This window comes from Curvibacter fontanus (assembly GCF_054780335.1).
The window spans coordinates 291,681-307,044 of record NZ_BAAGWN010000012.1; the positions used below are offsets into that span (position 1 = coordinate 291,681).

At 66.7% G+C, this 15,364-nt stretch carries 14 protein-coding genes; 9 read left to right on the forward strand and 5 right to left on the reverse strand.

Going from position 1 to position 15,364, the window contains the following annotated elements:
* Positions 1–103: 103 nt before the first annotated feature.
* Positions 104–511 carry an RNA-binding S4 domain-containing protein gene (locus ACYVH8_RS09250; RefSeq protein WP_460488558.1) on the reverse strand — a complete coding sequence of 136 codons (408 nt, stop codon included), beginning with the start codon at positions 509–511 and terminating at the stop codon, positions 104–106.
* Between the two features lie 51 nt (positions 512–562).
* On the opposite strand from ACYVH8_RS09250, the gene ACYVH8_RS09255 reads away from it, so the two are divergent.
* From ACYVH8_RS09255 to ACYVH8_RS09290, 8 genes are all read left to right on the forward strand, one after another.
* Positions 563–2,026, forward strand: a complete 1,464-nt coding sequence (locus ACYVH8_RS09255) for a sigma-54 interaction domain-containing protein (RefSeq protein ID WP_460488559.1) — start codon at positions 563–565, stop codon at positions 2,024–2,026.
* 153 nt (positions 2,027–2,179) lie between these two features.
* On the forward strand, positions 2,180–3,379 hold the full coding sequence (locus tag ACYVH8_RS09260; RefSeq protein WP_460488560.1) for a substrate-binding domain-containing protein: 1,200 nt from the start codon (positions 2,180–2,182) through the stop codon (positions 3,377–3,379).
* A gap of 165 nt (positions 3,380–3,544) precedes the next feature.
* Positions 3,545–4,309 carry an ABC transporter ATP-binding protein gene (locus ACYVH8_RS09265; RefSeq protein ID WP_460488561.1) on the forward strand — a complete coding sequence of 255 codons (765 nt, stop codon included), beginning with the start codon at positions 3,545–3,547 and terminating at the stop codon, positions 4,307–4,309.
* Positions 4,306–5,031, forward strand: a complete 726-nt coding sequence (locus tag ACYVH8_RS09270; RefSeq protein WP_460488562.1) for an ABC transporter ATP-binding protein — start codon at positions 4,306–4,308, stop codon at positions 5,029–5,031. The genes ACYVH8_RS09265 and ACYVH8_RS09270 overlap by 4 nt, the downstream gene beginning before the upstream one ends.
* Positions 5,032–5,116: 85 nt before the next feature.
* Positions 5,117–6,094 (forward strand): branched-chain amino acid ABC transporter permease, encoded by a 978-nt coding sequence (locus ACYVH8_RS09275; RefSeq protein WP_460488563.1) that lies wholly within the window; start codon positions 5,117–5,119, stop codon positions 6,092–6,094.
* A 10-nt stretch (positions 6,095–6,104) separates the two neighbouring features.
* Positions 6,105–7,193 (forward strand): branched-chain amino acid ABC transporter permease, encoded by a 1,089-nt coding sequence (locus ACYVH8_RS09280; RefSeq protein WP_460488564.1) that lies wholly within the window; start codon positions 6,105–6,107, stop codon positions 7,191–7,193.
* Positions 7,190–8,059, forward strand: coding sequence for an alpha/beta fold hydrolase (locus tag ACYVH8_RS09285; RefSeq protein WP_460488565.1), 870 nt, complete (start codon positions 7,190–7,192; stop codon positions 8,057–8,059). The genes ACYVH8_RS09280 and ACYVH8_RS09285 overlap by 4 nt, the downstream gene beginning before the upstream one ends.
* Positions 8,060–8,123: 64 nt before the next feature.
* Entirely contained in the window at positions 8,124–8,780 is a 657-nt protein-coding gene (locus tag ACYVH8_RS09290) for a glutathione S-transferase family protein (protein ID WP_460488566.1), read from the forward strand.
* Here ACYVH8_RS09290 and hemH read toward each other — a convergent pair.
* On the reverse strand, positions 8,777–9,868 hold the full coding sequence (hemH, locus tag ACYVH8_RS09295; RefSeq protein ID WP_460488567.1) for a ferrochelatase: 1,092 nt from the start codon (positions 9,866–9,868) through the stop codon (positions 8,777–8,779). The two genes, ACYVH8_RS09290 and hemH, sit on opposite strands and share 4 nt — an antisense overlap.
* Before the next feature lie 19 nt (positions 9,869–9,887).
* Between hemH and ACYVH8_RS09300 the strand changes: the two genes are divergently transcribed.
* A complete protein-coding gene (locus ACYVH8_RS09300) occupies positions 9,888–10,601 on the forward strand; it encodes an HAD family hydrolase (protein ID WP_460488568.1) in 714 nt (237 codons plus the stop codon).
* On the opposite strand, the gene ACYVH8_RS09305 is transcribed toward ACYVH8_RS09300, so the two are convergent.
* The 3 genes from ACYVH8_RS09305 to hpnD all read right to left on the reverse strand — a co-directional run bounded on the left by ACYVH8_RS09305 (position 10,598) and on the right by hpnD (position 15,346).
* Positions 10,598–13,024, reverse strand: a complete 2,427-nt coding sequence (locus ACYVH8_RS09305; protein ID WP_460488569.1) for a penicillin acylase family protein — start codon at positions 13,022–13,024, stop codon at positions 10,598–10,600. The two genes, ACYVH8_RS09300 and ACYVH8_RS09305, sit on opposite strands and share 4 nt — an antisense overlap.
* A gap of 98 nt (positions 13,025–13,122) precedes the next feature.
* Positions 13,123–14,406, reverse strand: a complete 1,284-nt coding sequence (hpnE, locus tag ACYVH8_RS09310; RefSeq protein WP_460488570.1) for a hydroxysqualene dehydroxylase HpnE — start codon at positions 14,404–14,406, stop codon at positions 13,123–13,125.
* Between the two features lie 100 nt (positions 14,407–14,506).
* Positions 14,507–15,346 carry a presqualene diphosphate synthase HpnD gene (gene hpnD, locus ACYVH8_RS09315; protein ID WP_460488571.1) on the reverse strand — a complete coding sequence of 280 codons (840 nt, stop codon included), beginning with the start codon at positions 15,344–15,346 and terminating at the stop codon, positions 14,507–14,509.
* Positions 15,347–15,364 lie beyond the last annotated feature (18 nt).

Sequence of the window (15,364 nt, forward strand, 5' to 3'; positions counted from 1 at the left end):
GCTCAGAAACAGTCCGGGGGATTGTTTCTGGACGCGCGCAGCGCGGGGGAAGGGCGACGCTGAACAAGTCCTTGCCGCGTGCTGCATCGCACAAACGCAGCGCTCAGGAGTCAGTGGAAGCACTCCACCTTTCACCCCACCCCGCCTTGTCCATCTGCCGCCGATCCCGCTTGGTCGGCCGCCCCTGTTCGATGCTCAGCGCCGGCTCGGCGGCCAGACGTCGCTGCTCGGCCGCAGCCTCGCGCGTCAGCCGGCTGGCCTCGGTTTCCTCATAGAGCTGCTGTGCCACGGGGGCCGGGCCGCGCTGGCCGCTCAGGCCTTTCACCACCACGGTGCGAATGACGGCACCCTGGCGCACGCTGACCAGGTCACCGGGCCGTACCTCACGCGCAGGCTTCACCGTCTGTTCATGGACCAGCACGCGCCCCTTGGCGATCTCCTCGACGGCCAGCGAGCGGGTCTTGTAGAAACGCGCGGCCCACAGCCATTTGTCGATGCGCAGGGCATCCATCTCAGGGATAGAGCGGAGGGCGGAACATGCGGCTCACTGTACCATTGCCCCATGGAAAAAACGGACGTCCTGCCGCGCGATGCCCAGAGCATCCTGGAGCTGGCCGCGCGTTCCATGTTCGATCTTTTCGCCAACGCCAGCGAAGGCATGCTGCTGGTGGACCGGCAGGGCAAGGTGGTCTGGATCAACGAACAGTACAAACGTTTTCTGCCGGCGCTGGGGTATGCGCGCGTCGATGATTTCGTGGGCCATCCGGTGGCCAGCGTGGTTCACAACACGCAGCTGCACCATGTGCTGGAAACCGGCAAACCCATCCTGATCGACCTGCTCAGCAACCGCGCCGGCACCTTCGGGGTCAGCCGCATTCCGCTGCGCGACAGCTCGGGCGAAGTCATCGGCGCCCTGGGCATCGTGTTGTTCGATCACCCCGAGACCAATCTGCAGCCGCTGATCAACAAGTTCGCGGCCCTGCAGCGCGAGCTGGACGATGCCCGCCGCGAGCTGGCCAGTCAGCGCAGCGGCCAGCGCCGCGCCAAGTACACCTTCGCCAGTTTTGTCGGCGCCAGCCCGGCGGTGGTGGAGCTCAAACGCCTGGCGCGGCGCGCGGCGCAGTCGGGCAGCCCGGTGCTGCTGCTGGGGGAAACCGGCAGCGGCAAGGAGTTGCTGGCGCATGCCATCCATGCGGTGTCTTCGCGCCCCAACGGCCCCTTTGTCACCGTCAACATTGCGGCCGTGCCCGACACCCTGCTGGAGGCGGAGTTCTTCGGCGTGGCGCCTGGCGCCTACACCGGGGCCGAGCGCAAGGGCCGCGACGGCAAGCTCAAGCTGGCCGACGGCGGCACGCTGTTCCTGGACGAGATCGGCGATATGCCGCCGGGCCTGCAGGCCAAGCTGCTGCGCGCCCTGCAGGAAGGCGAGTTCGAGCCCCTGGGCTCCAACCGCTTGCTGCGCTTCGAGGCCAAGGTGATCGCCGCCACCTCGCGTGACTTGGGCCGCCTGGTGCGGGAGGGCAAGTTCCGCGAGGACCTGTACTACCGCCTCAATGTGCTGCCCTTACGCGTGCCCCCCCTGCGTGAACGCCGCTCCGACATTCCCGCCCTGGTCGAGGCTTTGGGGGAGGAGCTGGCCCAGCGCAGTGGACTGCCGCAGCCCGAGTACACACCCGAAGCCATGGCCCTGCTGACCGCCCAGCTCTGGCGGGGCAATGTGCGCGAGCTGCGCAATGTGCTGGAGCAGGCCGCCCTGCTGGGGGATTCGAGCCGCATCGATGGGGAGCGCATCACGCAGGTCTTGCGCGAAACCGGCATCGAGCAGCTGGAGACACCCCAACCCGTCGCCAGGGTGGCGAGCCCCGAACCCTCGGCCGTACGGCCGCTGGCCGAGCAGGTGGCTGAAGTGGAGCGCCGGGCCATTGCCGCTGCCCTGCGGGCCTGTGGCGGCAACAAGGTCGCTGCGGCCAGGATGCTGGGCATTGCCCGTGCCACGCTTTACGAGCGCCTCGATGTCGATGTCTGAAATTAGTGCATTTGTCTAAATATTAGACAATAAATTGCATTTTATGTAGACATTTTTTTGAGTAGAAAAAGAAATCTGAATGAAATCAATGGCTTTTGATGTGGCACGGTATCTGCTGATATGCATCCATAACATTCACATGAGGAGACCTCCATGCAACGTCGTCACTGGATCATTCAAGGTGGCCTGATCGGCGCCACTCTGGCCGCCACCGTCCTGGCAACGGGCGCACTCGCCCAGGGCAAGGACATCCGCATCGCCCACATCTACAGCAAGACCGGTCCGCTGGAAGCCTACGGCAAGCAGACCCAGACCGGTTTCATGCTGGGCCTGGACTACGCGACCGGTGGCACCATGGCCGTGGCCGGCCGCAAGATCGTGGTGATCGAGAGGGACGACCAGGGCAAGCCCGATCTGGGCAAGAGCCTGCTGGCCGCCGCCTACGGTGACGACAAGGTGGATCTGGCCGTCGGTCCCACCGCTTCGCCCGTGGCCCTGGCCATGCTGCCCGTGGCCGAGGAATACAAGAAGATCCTGCTGGTCGAGCCGGCCGTGGCCGACTCCATCACCGGCGACAAGTGGAACAAGTACATCTTCCGCACCGGCCGCAACAGCAGCCAGGACGCCATCGCCAACGCCGTGGCGCTGGACAAGCAGGGCGTGAACATCGTCACCATGGCGCAGGACTCGGCCTTCGGCAAGGACGGCGTCAAGGCCTTCCGCGAGGCACTCAAGAAAGCCAAGCTGGTGCACGAGGAATACCTGCCCCCGGCCACCACCGATTTCACCGCCGGTGGCCAGCGCATGATCGACAAGCTCAAGGGCCTGCCGGGCCGCAAGGTGATCTTCATCATCTGGGCCGGCGGCAATCCCTTCAAGATCGCCGACATGGACCTCAAGCGCCATGGCATCGAGATCGCCACGGGCGGCAATATCCTGCCGGCCATGGTGGCCTACAAGCAGTTCCCGGGCATGGAGGGCGCGGCCTACTACTACTTCGGCATGCCCAAGAATCCGGTCAACGAGGCCCTGGTGGCCCAGCATTACAAGCAGTTCAAGGCCCCGCCGGACTTCTTCACGGCCGGCGGTTTCAGTGCGGCCATGGCCGTGGTCACCGCGCTCAAGAAGAGCAACGGCGACACCGCGACCAACACGCTGATCAAGACCATGGAAGGCATGAGCTTCGACACGCCCAAGGGCAAGATGACCTTCCGCAAGGAAGACCATCAGGCCATGCAGAGCATGTACCACTTCAAGATCAAGGCCGATCCGGCTTTCGCCTGGGGTGTGCCCGAGCTGATCCATGAGATCAAGCCGGAAGAGATGTCCATCCCGATCCGCAACAACCGTTGAATGGGTGCTCGGCTACTGCGCGGCCGCCCGGCGTCGTTGGGCGGTGCTCGCAATCCTCACGTACCGCAAGTACGTTCCGGTTGCTGCGCTCCGTCCGCCTAGCCGGGCAGCCGCTCGCTACGCCGCTCCCCCATTCAATCTCCCCAACTACGGGGAACTGACTTCATGCTGGAAACCAGAAATCTCACGGTCCGCTTCGGTGGGCACGTGGCGGTCAACGCCGTCTCGTGCACCTTCGCGCCAGGCACCTTGACGGCCATCGTCGGCCCCAACGGGGCGGGCAAGACCACCTATTTCAATCTGATCTCGGGGCAGCTGACAGCTTCCGAGGGGAGGGTGCTGCTGGGTGGGCAGGACCTGTCTAATCTGTCGGCCTCGGCGCGCACGCGTGCCGGCCTGGGGCGGGCCTTCCAGTTGACCAATCTGTTTCCCAACCTCAGCGTGCTGGAGAACGTGCGCCTGGCGGTGCAGGCCACGCTGGACGGCCCGCACCGCCGCGGCCTCAACCTGTGGAGCATCTGGAGCGACCACGCGCCCCTGATGGCGCGCGCGCACGAGATCCTGGTTTCGGTGGCCATGGCCCATCAGCAGGACGTGACGGTGGCCAGCCTGCCGCACGGGGACCAGCGCAAGCTCGAGGTGGCGTTGCTGATGGCGCTGGATCCGCAGGTGTATATGTTCGACGAACCCACCGCCGGCATGGGCCATGACGAGGCGCCGGTGATCCTGAACCTGATCCATCAGCTCAAGCGGGACAGGACAAAAACCATCCTGCTGGTGGAGCACAAGATGGACGTGGTGCGTGAACTGGCCGACCGAATCATCGTGCTGCACAACGGCACCTTGGTGGCCGATGGTGAGCCGGCCGCGGTGATTGCATCACCCGTGGTCCAGGAAGCCTACCTTGGCGTCGCGAAGGAGCCGGCATGAGCGACAGCTTGTTGACTCTCGAAGGCGTACAGACGCACATTGGGGCTTATCACATCCTGCACGGTGTGGACCTGCGAGTTCCACGCGGCCAGCTGACCCTGCTGCTGGGGCGCAATGGCGCCGGCAAGACCACCACGCTGCGCACCATCATGGGCCTGTGGCGCGCCTCGGCCGGCCGCATCACTTTCGACGGCCAGGACATCACGGCTCTACCGACACCGGCGATCGCCGCACGGGACATCGCCTACGTGCCCGAGAACATGGGCATCTTCGCCGACCTCACGGTCAAGGAAAACATGCTGCTGGCCGCGCGCCAGGCGCGCCGCGCCGCCGACATGGATGAAGAACGTCTGCAGTGGATCTTCAAGCTCTTCCCGGCGGTGGAGAAGTTCTGGAACCATCCGGCCGGCAAGCTCTCGGGCGGGCAGAAGCAGATGCTGGCGGTCTCGCGCGCCATCGTCGAGCCGCGCCGCCTGCTGATCGTGGACGAGCCCAGCAAGGGGCTGGCACCCGTGATGATCGACAACATGATCGCGGCCTTCCAGCAGCTCAAGGCCGGGGGTGTGACCATCCTGCTGGTCGAGCAGAACATCAACTTCGCCAAACGCCTGGGCGACAGCGTGGCGGTCATGGACAACGGCCGTGTGGTCCATGCCGGCGCCATGCAGACACTGGCCGGTGACGAGGAACTGCAGCAGTCGCTGCTGGGGCTGGCGCTATGAAGATGAGCGCCGCAGGGCCGTCCCAAGGCGCGAGCGACCACTCGGGGGGCAGCGCAGTGCACGCAGTGACAAGCGTGGGGGTACCATGAAAAACTTCGACACCAAGCCTCTGCTGCTGGTGCCCGTGCTGGCGCTGGCGGCGCTGCCGCTGATCGGCTCGGGCTCGACCTGGCTCACGCTGACGGTGGCAGGCCTGGCCATGGGCATGATCGTTTTCATCATCGCCTCGGGCCTGACCCTGGTCTTCGGCCTGATGGACGTGCTCAACTTTGGTCACGGTGTTTTCATCGCCCTGGGTGCCTTCGTGGCCACCAGCGTGCTGGGCCTGATGGGGGACTGGACCGGCTCGCAGGAACTCTGGCGCAATCTCGTGGCCCTGCTGCCAGCCATGGTGGTGGCCATGCTCGTGGCCGGCGCGATCGGCCTGGCTTTCGAGCGTTTCATCGTGCGTCCGGTCTACGGCCAGCACCTCAAGCAGATCCTCATCACCATGGGCGGCATGATCATCGGCGAGGAGCTGATCAAGGTGATCTGGGGCCCGCAGCAGATTGCGTTGCCCCTGCCGGAGGCCATGCGCGGCGCTGTGCTGCTGGGTGATGCGGCAGTGGAGAAATACCGCCTGATTGCCGTGGTCGTGGGTCTGGCCGTCTTCGCAGCCCAGGCGTGGACGCTCTCGCGCACCAAGATCGGCCTGCTGATCCGCGCGGGCGTGCAGGACCGCGAGATGGTCGAAGCCCTGGGCTACCGCATCCGCCGCCTGTTCATCGGCGTGTTTGTCATGGGCAGCGCGCTGGCCGGGCTGGGTGGCGTGATGTGGGGCCTGTACCAGCAGAGTGTCATCCCGCAGATGGGTGCGCAGGTCAATGTGCTGATCTTCATCGTCATCATCATCGGGGGCCTGGGCTCCACGGCGGGCGCGCTGATCGGCGCGCTGCTGGTCGGGCTCATGGCCAACTACACCGGCTTCCTTGTCCCGAAGGTGGCGCTGTTCTCCAACATCGCGCTCATGGTGGCCATCCTGCTGTGGCGTCCCCAGGGCGTCTATCCGGTCGCGAACCGTTGAAGGCCCGCCCATGTTCGCTCGCCTCATCTCCAACGACCTGCCGCGCAGCCGCATCCTGGCCGTGCTGCTGCTCGCTATCCTGATCGCGCTGGCTGCGGCGCCCTTCGTCGTGCCTGGCGTCAAGGCCCTCAACGTGGCGGCCAAGATCCTGATCTTCCTGGTGCTGGTGGCCAGTTTCGACCTGTTGCTGGGTTACACCGGCATCGTCAGCTTTGCGCACACCATGTTCTTCGGCATCGGCGCCTACGGCATCGCGATCGCCACCACCCATCTGGGACCCACCTGGACGGCGCTGGGGGTCGGGCTGCTGGCCGCACTGGCGCTCACGCTGCTGCTGGCCCTGGTGATCGGCCTGTTTTCTTTGCGCGTGCGGGCCATCTTCTTCGCCATGATCACGCTGGCCGTGGCCTCGGCTTTTCAGACCCTGGCCTCACAGCTGTCGGAGTTCACCGGCGGCGAGGACGGCCTGAGCTTCAAGCTGCCGCAAGTGCTTTCCCCGAGCTTCGAGTTGTTCGAAGAACCGGTGCTGGGCACCATGATCGACGGCAAGCTGATCACCTACTACCTGCTCTTCGTGCTGGCCCTGGTGCTCTTGCTGGCGCTGCTGCGCACCGTCAACTCGCCCTTCGGCCGTGTGCTGCAGGCCATCCGCGAGAACGAGTTCCGCGCCGAAGCCCTGGGCTACCGCGTGGTGATCTACCGAACCCTTTCCAGCGTGCTGTCGGCCCTGTTCGCCTGCCTGGCCGGCGCCATGCTGGCGCTCTGGCTGCGCTACAACGGACCCGACACCTCGCTCTCCTTCGAAATCATGATGGACGTGCTGCTGATCGTGGTCATCGGCGGCATGGGCACGATCTACGGTTCAGCCATCGGCGCGGCGCTGTTCGTGGTGGCGCAGAGTTATCTGCAGGATCTCCTGCGTCTGGGCAGCGAGGCCGCGGCCAGCCTGCCCTTGCTGGCCGCTTTGCTGTCCCCCGACCGCTGGCTGCTCTGGCTCGGTCTGCTTTTTGTCTTGTCGGTTTACTACTTCCCGACCGGGGTCGTGGGACGTTTGCGGGCGGCATCCGCCCGTCGGATGGCAACGGGGGCGGCACGATGACTCCCCAGTCGAATTACCTGAGTTTGGCCGGTCGTGAGATTCACTACATGGAGTGGGGCGCTGGCAATGACCAGACCGTGATCGCCTGGCATGGCCTGGCGCGCACGGGGCGCGACATGGACGAACTGGCCGGGCACCTGAGCGCCCAGGGCTACCGCGTCATCTGTCCCGACACCCTGGGTCGCGGTTTGAGCCAGTGGAGCCCACAGCCGCAGCAGGAATACAACCTGGCCTTCTACGCGCGTCTGGCGGCCGATCTGTTCGAGCAGCTGGACATCACCTCGGCGCACTGGGTGGGCACCTCCATGGGCGGGGCCATCGGCACGGTGTGCGCCGCAGGCCGCCTCCAGCCGCAGCTCAAGGCCCGCATCCGCAGCCTGGTGCTCAACGACAATGCGCCGCAGCTGGCCGATGCCGCCATCGCACGCATCCGAGCCTACGCCGGCAACCCGCCGGCTTTCGAGACGGTGCGCGAGCTGGAAGCCTTTTTCCGTCAGGCCTACAAACCCTTTGGCTGGCTCAGCGACGCGCAATGGCGGCGCCTGACCGAGACCTCGACACGGCGCCTGACCGACGGGCGCGTGACCCCGCATTACGACCCGGCCATGGTGCAGCAGTTCGTGAACTACCCCGATGACTACCTGATCTGGGATCACTACGAACAGCTCGACATCCCGGTGCTCCTGCTGCGCGGTGCGGAGTCCGATCTCGTGCTGCCCGAGACGGCGCAGCGCATGCACACGCTGGGGCCGGGCCGCCAGGGCCGCTTCCAGCACATCGAGGTAGCGGGCTGCGGCCATGCGCCGGCGCTCAACGTGCCTGAGCAACTGAACCTCATACTGGATTTCATCCGCCGCAACGACTGAGCCGGGACGACATCAGGCCCAGGGAGCTTGGGCACAATGCTGGCTGTCCAATCGAGGAGACTTCATGGCATTGACGATCTACGGCATCCAGGCATCGCGGGCGGTGCGCCCGCTCTGGGTGGCGACCGAGCTGGGCTTGACGTTCGAGCACGTGCAGACCGATTACAGGGTCGGGACCACGCGCACACCGGATTTCATGGCGCTCAATCCGAACGGCCACATCCCGGTCGTCGTCGACCACCGGCCCGAGGGCGATGTGACCGTGTGGGAGAGCATGGCCTGCACGCTCTACATTGCGCGCGAGCATGGCGAGGCTGACGGTCTCAATCTGGTGCCCGCGACACCGCGCGAGGAGGCCGAAGCCCTGCGCTGGAGTTTCTGGGCCATCACCGAAGTCGAGAAGGACGCGCTGACCGTGCTGATGCACAGCTTCGCCATGCCGGTCGAGCAGCGCAAGCCCGAGCTGGCCCACGCGGCCGAGCAGCGCCTCAAGGTGCCGCTGCGCGTGCTGGAGCAGCACCTGGCGCAGCAGCAGGCGCGCGGTGAATCGCATATTGCAGCCGCGCGCTTTACCGTCGCCGACCTTTGCGTGGCCAGCGTGCTGCTGTGGGTGCGTGCGAGACGCGACTTGATGGCGCAGTACCCGCTGGTCAACGCCTGGCTGACGCAGTGCCTGACGCGTCCGGCCTACGTGTCGCTGCGGCCGCCGAAGAAAGCCTAGTTCTTCGCGCCTGCCGCCAGCGCGGCCGCGCGTGTCGCTGCCAGGGTGCTTGCATCCGGCGCCTGGCGGGTCGGCCAGCCGCCCAGGTGTTGCTCGCTGAGCCGGCCCAGGGCCGCGATCCAGTCGGCGCTGTCGTTGAGGCAGGGGATGTAGTGGAAGGCCTGGCCGCCGGCGTGCAGGAAGGCCTCGCGCGCTTCCTGCGCAATTTCCTCCAGCGTTTCCAGGCAATCGCTGATGAAACCGGGGCAGGCCACGTCCACGCGTTTCACGCCGGCCTGTGCCAGCTGGACCAGCGTGGGCTCGGTCGAGGGCTCCAGCCACTTGGCCTTGCCGAAGCGCGACTGGAAGGTCACGCGGTACTGCGCCTTGCTCAGCCCCAGCTCCTGCGTCAGCAGGCGCGCGGTCTTGAGGCACTCGCAGTGGTAGGGGTCACCGAGGTGCAGCGTACGCTCGGGCACGCCGTGAAAACTCAGCACCAGCTGGTCCGGCCGGCCGTGCTCCTGCCAGTAGGCGCGGATGCGCTGCGCCAGCGCGCCGATGTAGCCAGCGTCATCGTGGTAGCGGTTGATGAAGCGCAGTTCAGGCAGCGTGCGCACCTGCTCAGCCCAGTGGTAGGCGGCATCGCTGACGCTGGCCGTGGTGGTGCCGGAGTACTGTGGGTAGGCGGGCAGCACCAGCACGCGTGTCACGCCCTCGGCCTTGAGCGCATCGAGCTGCGAGGCGATGGACGGATTGCCGTAGCGCATGGCGTAACGCACCGTCACTTGGTGGCCCCGAGACTGCAGCCAGTCCTGCAGGCGTTGCGCCTGCTTCTCGGTCCAGACCTTGAGCGGGGAGCCCTCAGGCGTCCAGACCGTGGCGTATTTGGCGGCCGATTTGGCCGGGCGCAGGCGCAGGATGATGCCGTGCAGGATCAACCACCAGATGGGCTTGGGGATTTCCACCACGCGGTGGTCGCTCAGGAATTCCGCCAGGTAACGGCGCAGGGCCGCAGGCGTGGGTGCATCGGGTGTGCCCAGATTGCACAGCAGAATGGCCGTGGACGGCGCCTGGCCATGGGTGTGCGGAGGTTCGGGTTTGAAAGCCATGCGGTATTCTCGCCCACCTATGCAAGTCACGCTCGATGCCTCCCGGATCAAGGCCATCTCGCTCGATCTCGACGACACCCTGTGGCCGATCTGGCCGGTGATTGCGCGTGCCGAGCTGGTCCTGCAGGACTGGCTGCGTCCGCATGCGCCGGCTACAGCCGTCTGGCTGGCCGATGCCGAAAAGCGCCTGGCCCTGCGCCGCGAGGTGCAGGAGAGCCGGCCCGATATCGGCCATGACCTGCGGACCCTGCGCCAGGAGCTGATCCACCGCGCCCTGCAACGCCATGGCGAGGACACCACGCTGGTGGAGCCGGCCTACGAGGTCTTCATCGCCGAGCGCATGCGCGTCGAACTCTACGAGGATGCGCGCCCGGCCCTGGCCTGGCTGGCGCAGCGTTACCCGGTGGTGGCCCTGTCCAACGGCAATGCCGATGTGCAGCACATCGGGCTGGGTGAGTTTTTCCATGCCAGCCTGAGCGCGCAGGAGTTCGGCGCGGGCAAGCCCGATGCCCGTTTCTTCCATGCTGCTGCCCAGGCTGTGGGTGTGCAGCCGCACGAGGTGCTGCACGTGGGGGACGATGCCGCGCTCGACGTCGTGGGCGCGCTGGATGCAGGCCTGCAGACCGTCTGGGTCAACCGGGCCGGCCACGACTGGGCGCACGAAAGCCATCGCCCGCATGCGACCGTGGGCGACATGCAGGCGCTCTGTGCATTGCTGGGCGCGGGTGGCTAAGGCGCCGGCTGCAGCACCAGCGTGCTGCGCGCGGCAGCTTTCACGTCGGCCGGGTTCAGGTGCATGGGCTGGTAGCGGCCGGCGATGAAGTCCTGTGCCTGGTCGGCGTAGTGGGTGTCCAACAGCACGCCGCTCTGGCCCAGGGGGTTGATGCCCAGGGCCTTGCCCGCATCGGCGAAGTCGATCAACCGCCGCGTCGAGGGGCCGTAAACCACGCTCCAGGGGGCCGGGCCCAGGGCCTGTGCCAGGTTGTTGGGGACCTCACGCCCGCCCGGGGCTTGCAGCGGGCCGACGTCGAACAGCTTGTCCAGCGGCTTGAGGCGCCCCAGGGGATGGCCGTGGGTCAGGGTGTGGTTGTTGCCCCAGGTCCAGCCGGGCAGGGAGAGGCCGCGCAGGTCCTGCAGGTGTTTGAGGCTGGCGCGCCAGGCCTGCAACACGATGTCGTTTCGGCCCTCCTTCTGCTCGGTGCGGCGATCGTCCCACCAGGGCGAGCGCGGGTCGGCGGCCAGGCGCGGCAGGGCCTGATCGATGGCACGGGTGCGCAGCAGGTTGTTGAACTGCACCTCGCCCAGTTCGTCGGCCATGCTCGCCTTGAGCAACTCATAGACAAACTGGTTGTAGACCGTGGGGGCGATGCTGGCCGCGTCGTGGCGGCCGTTCCATTCGGCCATCTGGTCGATCAGCGCGCGTTCGATGGAGTCGGTCGCCCGTTCACGCAGCAGCGGCAGCAGGGGGCGCAAGACGCGCGGTCCGTAGTCGGTCTGTTCGTCGAGCTGCAGGGCCTGGCTGTTCTGCAGGTTCCACAGGGTGCCGGCGGGACGCAGCAGCTGGTCCAGGCGTCGCGCGCGGTCCGGCAGGTTGTAGTAACCCGGCACCGGCACGCCGCTGCGCGGCACGGGCTGGTGGTTGGCCGAGACGATGTAACCGCGCGCCGGGTTTTCTTCCTGCGGGTTGTCGGCGAAGCGGTAATAACCGGGTTTGTCGGCCTGTTCGCTGCCACCGTCGAGGATGAAGCTGGGGTTCACGTTGAGCGGACGCTGCACCAGCTTGGCCGCGGCCCACCAGCCGATATCGCCGGCTGTGCTGGCCCAGACCACGTTGAGGCCGGGCGCGTGGATCTTGCTGGCCGCGTTGCGCGCCTTGGGCAGGGTATCGGCGCGGTTGAGTTGGTAGAAGGCGTCGAGGATGGGGTTCTCGGTTTCCAGGAAAGCCCACCACATGGCGATCGGCGCCTGGCCCAGGCTGTCGGGGAAAGCCTGGTTGATGAGGGGGCCGTGGGGCGAGCGTGTCAGTGTGATGCTGACCGGATCGGCGTTCTTCACGGCGATGGTTTCGGTGCGGCTTTGCAACGCCACCCACTGGCCCCGGTACCAGACTTCTTGGGGCTTGTCCGGATTCACCTTCAAGGCCACCAGATCCATGTCGTCGTTCTGGAACATGGTCAGGCTCCAGCCGAAATTCTGGTTGTGGCCGAGCAGGGCAAAGGGGTTGAGCGCCTGGTGGTGGCCGTAGAGTTCGAAACCCGGGGCGCTGAGGTGCGCCTCGTACCAGACGGCCGGCAAGGAGTAGGCGATATGGGGGTCGCCGGCCAGCAGGGGCTTGCCGCTGGCGGTGCGGCGCCCGGAAATGGCCCAGGCATTGCTGCCCTCGAAGAGCGGCACCCCTGCGAGGTCCATGGCCTGCTGGCTGACCTCGGACGCACGCGCCAGGGCCTGCCAGTCGGCCGCGGCCAGCTTGCGCGCAGCGGTCTTTTGCGCCATCGGGCCGACCACACCCAAGGGCTGCCATTCCAGATCGAAGATTTGCAGATAGTCGGAACCGAGCTGGTCTCGCACATAGGTCAGCACGGGCTCGGTACGCAGCGTGGCGGCAAAGCTGTAGGCCAGGTAGCCGGCCACGGCCAGGGTGTCGACCGGCGTGTAGGGCCGGGGCTGGATGCGCAGCAGCTCGAATTCGACAGGCAGGGGGCGCGTGCCCTGGAATTCGTTGATGCCGTCCAGATAGGCCAGCAGGCCCAACCAGGCCGGGCTGTTGCGGTCGACGCGTTGGAGACTTTCCTCGGCATGGGCGCGCAGTTCCAGGGTGCGGAACAGGCGGTCGGTGTCGAGCAGCTTGGGGCCCAGGATCTCGGCCAGCTCACCGCGCGCCAGGCGGCGCACCATCTCCATCTGGAACAGACGATCCTGCGCATGCAGGAAACCCAGGGCGCGGTAGAGGTCGGTTTCGTTCTGCGCCTGCAGGTGCGGCACGCCGCGCTCGTCCCAGTCCACCAGGACCGGCGCCTTGAGCTGGCTCAGCATGAGCGTGCCGCTGCGTTGCGGCAGCTTGCTGCGGGCATGCCAGACACCGGCAGCGACGGCGATGGCCAGCATGGTGAGCAAGACGATGAGCAGGATGAACAGGATCTTGAATGTGCGTTTCATCTCTGCGGGGTCTCCTGGTTTTCAGCGGTGCTGTGGATTGTGTTGCGATGCCGGTACCCATGTCCATGCATGGCACCTTGTCTCATGCCTGCTTTGTATCACCTGGCGAGGGCCTGCACCGCCGTCAGGCCGCTGCGCACCGCGCCCTCGAGCGTGGCAGGGTAGGGGCCTGCGACATAGTCGCCGCAGGCCAGCAGGCCGGGTGCGATGCTCTGTGGCGGACGCAGCAGGCCGGGCGTGCAGGCAAAGGTGGCGCGTTTTTCGACCACCGTCTGTACGGCCTGCAGGTCCAGGTCCAGCTGGCTGCGGGCCTGCTGCAGGACCCGGGCCTGCAGCGTCTCGCGCTCTCCCTGGCTGGCGCTGACCACGAAGGCCAGCAGACCTGCGGGTCCACCGAGCCGGCCCCGGTCGAAGACGAATTGCGCCGGCTGTTGCCCGTCGTGACGCAGGGCCAGCATGGGGGCCGGCAGCCGGGCCTCTGCGGTCCAGGCGTAGACGGTGGTGATGGCCTCGAAGTGCAGGGCCGCGGCCGTGGCGGCCCAGGCTTGCAGCGCGGCGGGATCCGTTTGCGCAGCTGCGGCGCCGGTGACCAGGCGCGCGGCCTCGGTCGAGGGGCAGGCCAGCAGCACGCAGTCGAAAATCTGTTCATCGAGCTGCCACTGCGCGGCCTGGGCCTGCAGGGTGTGGATGCGCACGCCGGTGTGAACGGTGGCCCCGTTCTGGGCCAGCCAGCGCGCAGCCGCCTGCGGGAACAGGGCCGACAGATTCAGGCGGGGCAGCAGCAGCTGTGAGCCACCGGGAACGCCGAACAGCGCATCGCGCAGCACGCGCAGGAAGACCTGTGCGCTGGCCTGGTGGGCGGGTGTGTTCAGGGCCGAAACGCACAGCGGTTCGATCAGCTCCTGCATGACATGCGGGCCGAGCTGGCGGCACAGCTCGGCCACCGACAGCTGCGCTTTGCATTCGAAGTCCCGGAGTTTCCAGCCCAGGGCCGCGCGCAGCAGGCCCAGGCGCTGCTGCAGAGGCCAGCCGCCGTTGCGCAGGATGCCGGCCAGCACGTCCAGCGGCACGGGCAGGCGCGGCAGCTGCAGGCCGGCACCATCGGGAAACTTCAGGGTCAGGGGCAGACGCTGCAGCGCTGTGTCGGTATCCACACCGACCTGTCGCATGAGGCGCAGCGTCTCGGTGTAGGCGCCGATCAGGATGTGCTGGCCGTTGTCCAGGGCGACGGGGCGTCCATCGGGCAGGCGGCCTTCGAGACCGCGTGCCCGACCACCGAGGGTGCGGCTTGCTTCAAAGACGGTGACCTGATGGCCGGCTTGCGTTGCTGCTACGGCAGCCGCCATACCGGCCCAGCCGGCACCGACGATGGCAAGCTTCATGCACAAGGCCCTGGTTTCGCCGCCGGGCCGCCCCAAGGCGAAACGCGGCCCCCTTGGGGGGCAGGGAGCCACACGGAGTGGGCGACCGTGGGGGCCATGTCTATAGCTTCCCCAAGGCCTGCACGCGCCAGGCCAGCCAGAGCTTGCGCAGGGGTGTCAGGCTGGTGCGCTGGTGCAGCACCTGGAAGTTGTCACGCTCGATTTCGCGCAGCAGGGTGCGGTAGATGCTGGCCATCATCAGCCCGGGCTTCTGCGCGCGGCGGTCGACCTCGGGCAGCAGGGCCAGGGCTTCGTCGTAGAGGCTGTGGGCGCGCTCGGTCTGGAACTTCATCAGCGCCGCGAAACGCCCGGAATACTGGCGCTTGAGCACCTCGTGCGCCTTGACGTCGAACTGCTGCAGCTCATGGACCGGCAGGTAGATGCGGCCGCGCAGGGCGTCTTCGCCCACGTCACGGATGATGTTGGTCAGCTGGAAGGCCAGGCCCAGGGTGTGGGCGTAGCGCGTGGTCTGCTCCTGGGTCTGGCCGAAGATGCGCGCCGCCACTTCACCCACCACGCCGGCGACTAGATGGCAGTAGCGCTGCAGGGCCGGGTAGTCCAGGTAGCGGGTCTGCTGCAGGTCCATCTGGCAGCCTTCGATCACGGCCAGCAGGTGGCGCGCCTCGATGCCGTAGGCGGCGGTGTGTGGCAGCAGGGCCTGCAGCACCGGGTGCGCGGACTGGCCCGTGTAGGCGCGCTTCACCTCGGCCTCCCACCAGGCCAGCTTGGTCTGGGCCACGCCAGGGTCGGAGACTTCGTCGACCACGTCATCGACTTCACGGCAGAAAGCGTAGAAGGCCGTGATGGCGGCGCGGCGCGGTTTGGGCAGGAAGAGGAAGGCGTAATAGAAGCTGCTGCCGGAGGCGGCGGCTTTCTGCTGGACGTATTGCTCGGGCGTCATGGGGCGCATTGTCGCCGC

Excerpts from the sequence above, each read along its gene's own strand:
- ACYVH8_RS09250 (WP_460488558.1), bottom strand. The coding sequence starts at position 511 with ATGGATGCCCTGCGCATCGACAAATGGCTGTGGGCCGCGCGTTTCTAC.
- ACYVH8_RS09255 (WP_460488559.1), top strand. The coding sequence starts at position 563 with ATGGAAAAAACGGACGTCCTGCCGCGCGATGCCCAGAGCATCCTGGAG.
- ACYVH8_RS09260 (WP_460488560.1), top strand. The coding sequence starts at position 2,180 with ATGCAACGTCGTCACTGGATCATTCAAGGTGGCCTGATCGGCGCCACT.
- ACYVH8_RS09265 (WP_460488561.1), top strand. The coding sequence starts at position 3,545 with ATGCTGGAAACCAGAAATCTCACGGTCCGCTTCGGTGGGCACGTGGCG.
- ACYVH8_RS09270 (WP_460488562.1), top strand. The coding sequence starts at position 4,306 with ATGAGCGACAGCTTGTTGACTCTCGAAGGCGTACAGACGCACATTGGG.
- ACYVH8_RS09275 (WP_460488563.1), top strand. The coding sequence starts at position 5,117 with ATGAAAAACTTCGACACCAAGCCTCTGCTGCTGGTGCCCGTGCTGGCG.
- ACYVH8_RS09280 (WP_460488564.1), top strand. The coding sequence starts at position 6,105 with ATGTTCGCTCGCCTCATCTCCAACGACCTGCCGCGCAGCCGCATCCTG.
- ACYVH8_RS09285 (WP_460488565.1), top strand. The coding sequence starts at position 7,190 with ATGACTCCCCAGTCGAATTACCTGAGTTTGGCCGGTCGTGAGATTCAC.
- ACYVH8_RS09290 (WP_460488566.1), top strand. The coding sequence starts at position 8,124 with ATGGCATTGACGATCTACGGCATCCAGGCATCGCGGGCGGTGCGCCCG.
- hemH (WP_460488567.1), bottom strand. The coding sequence starts at position 9,868 with ATGGCTTTCAAACCCGAACCTCCGCACACCCATGGCCAGGCGCCGTCC.
- ACYVH8_RS09300 (WP_460488568.1), top strand. The coding sequence starts at position 9,888 with ATGCAAGTCACGCTCGATGCCTCCCGGATCAAGGCCATCTCGCTCGAT.
- ACYVH8_RS09305 (WP_460488569.1), bottom strand. The coding sequence starts at position 13,024 with ATGAAACGCACATTCAAGATCCTGTTCATCCTGCTCATCGTCTTGCTC.
- hpnE (WP_460488570.1), bottom strand. The coding sequence starts at position 14,406 with ATGAAGCTTGCCATCGTCGGTGCCGGCTGGGCCGGTATGGCGGCTGCC.
- hpnD (WP_460488571.1), bottom strand. The coding sequence starts at position 15,346 with ATGACGCCCGAGCAATACGTCCAGCAGAAAGCCGCCGCCTCCGGCAGC.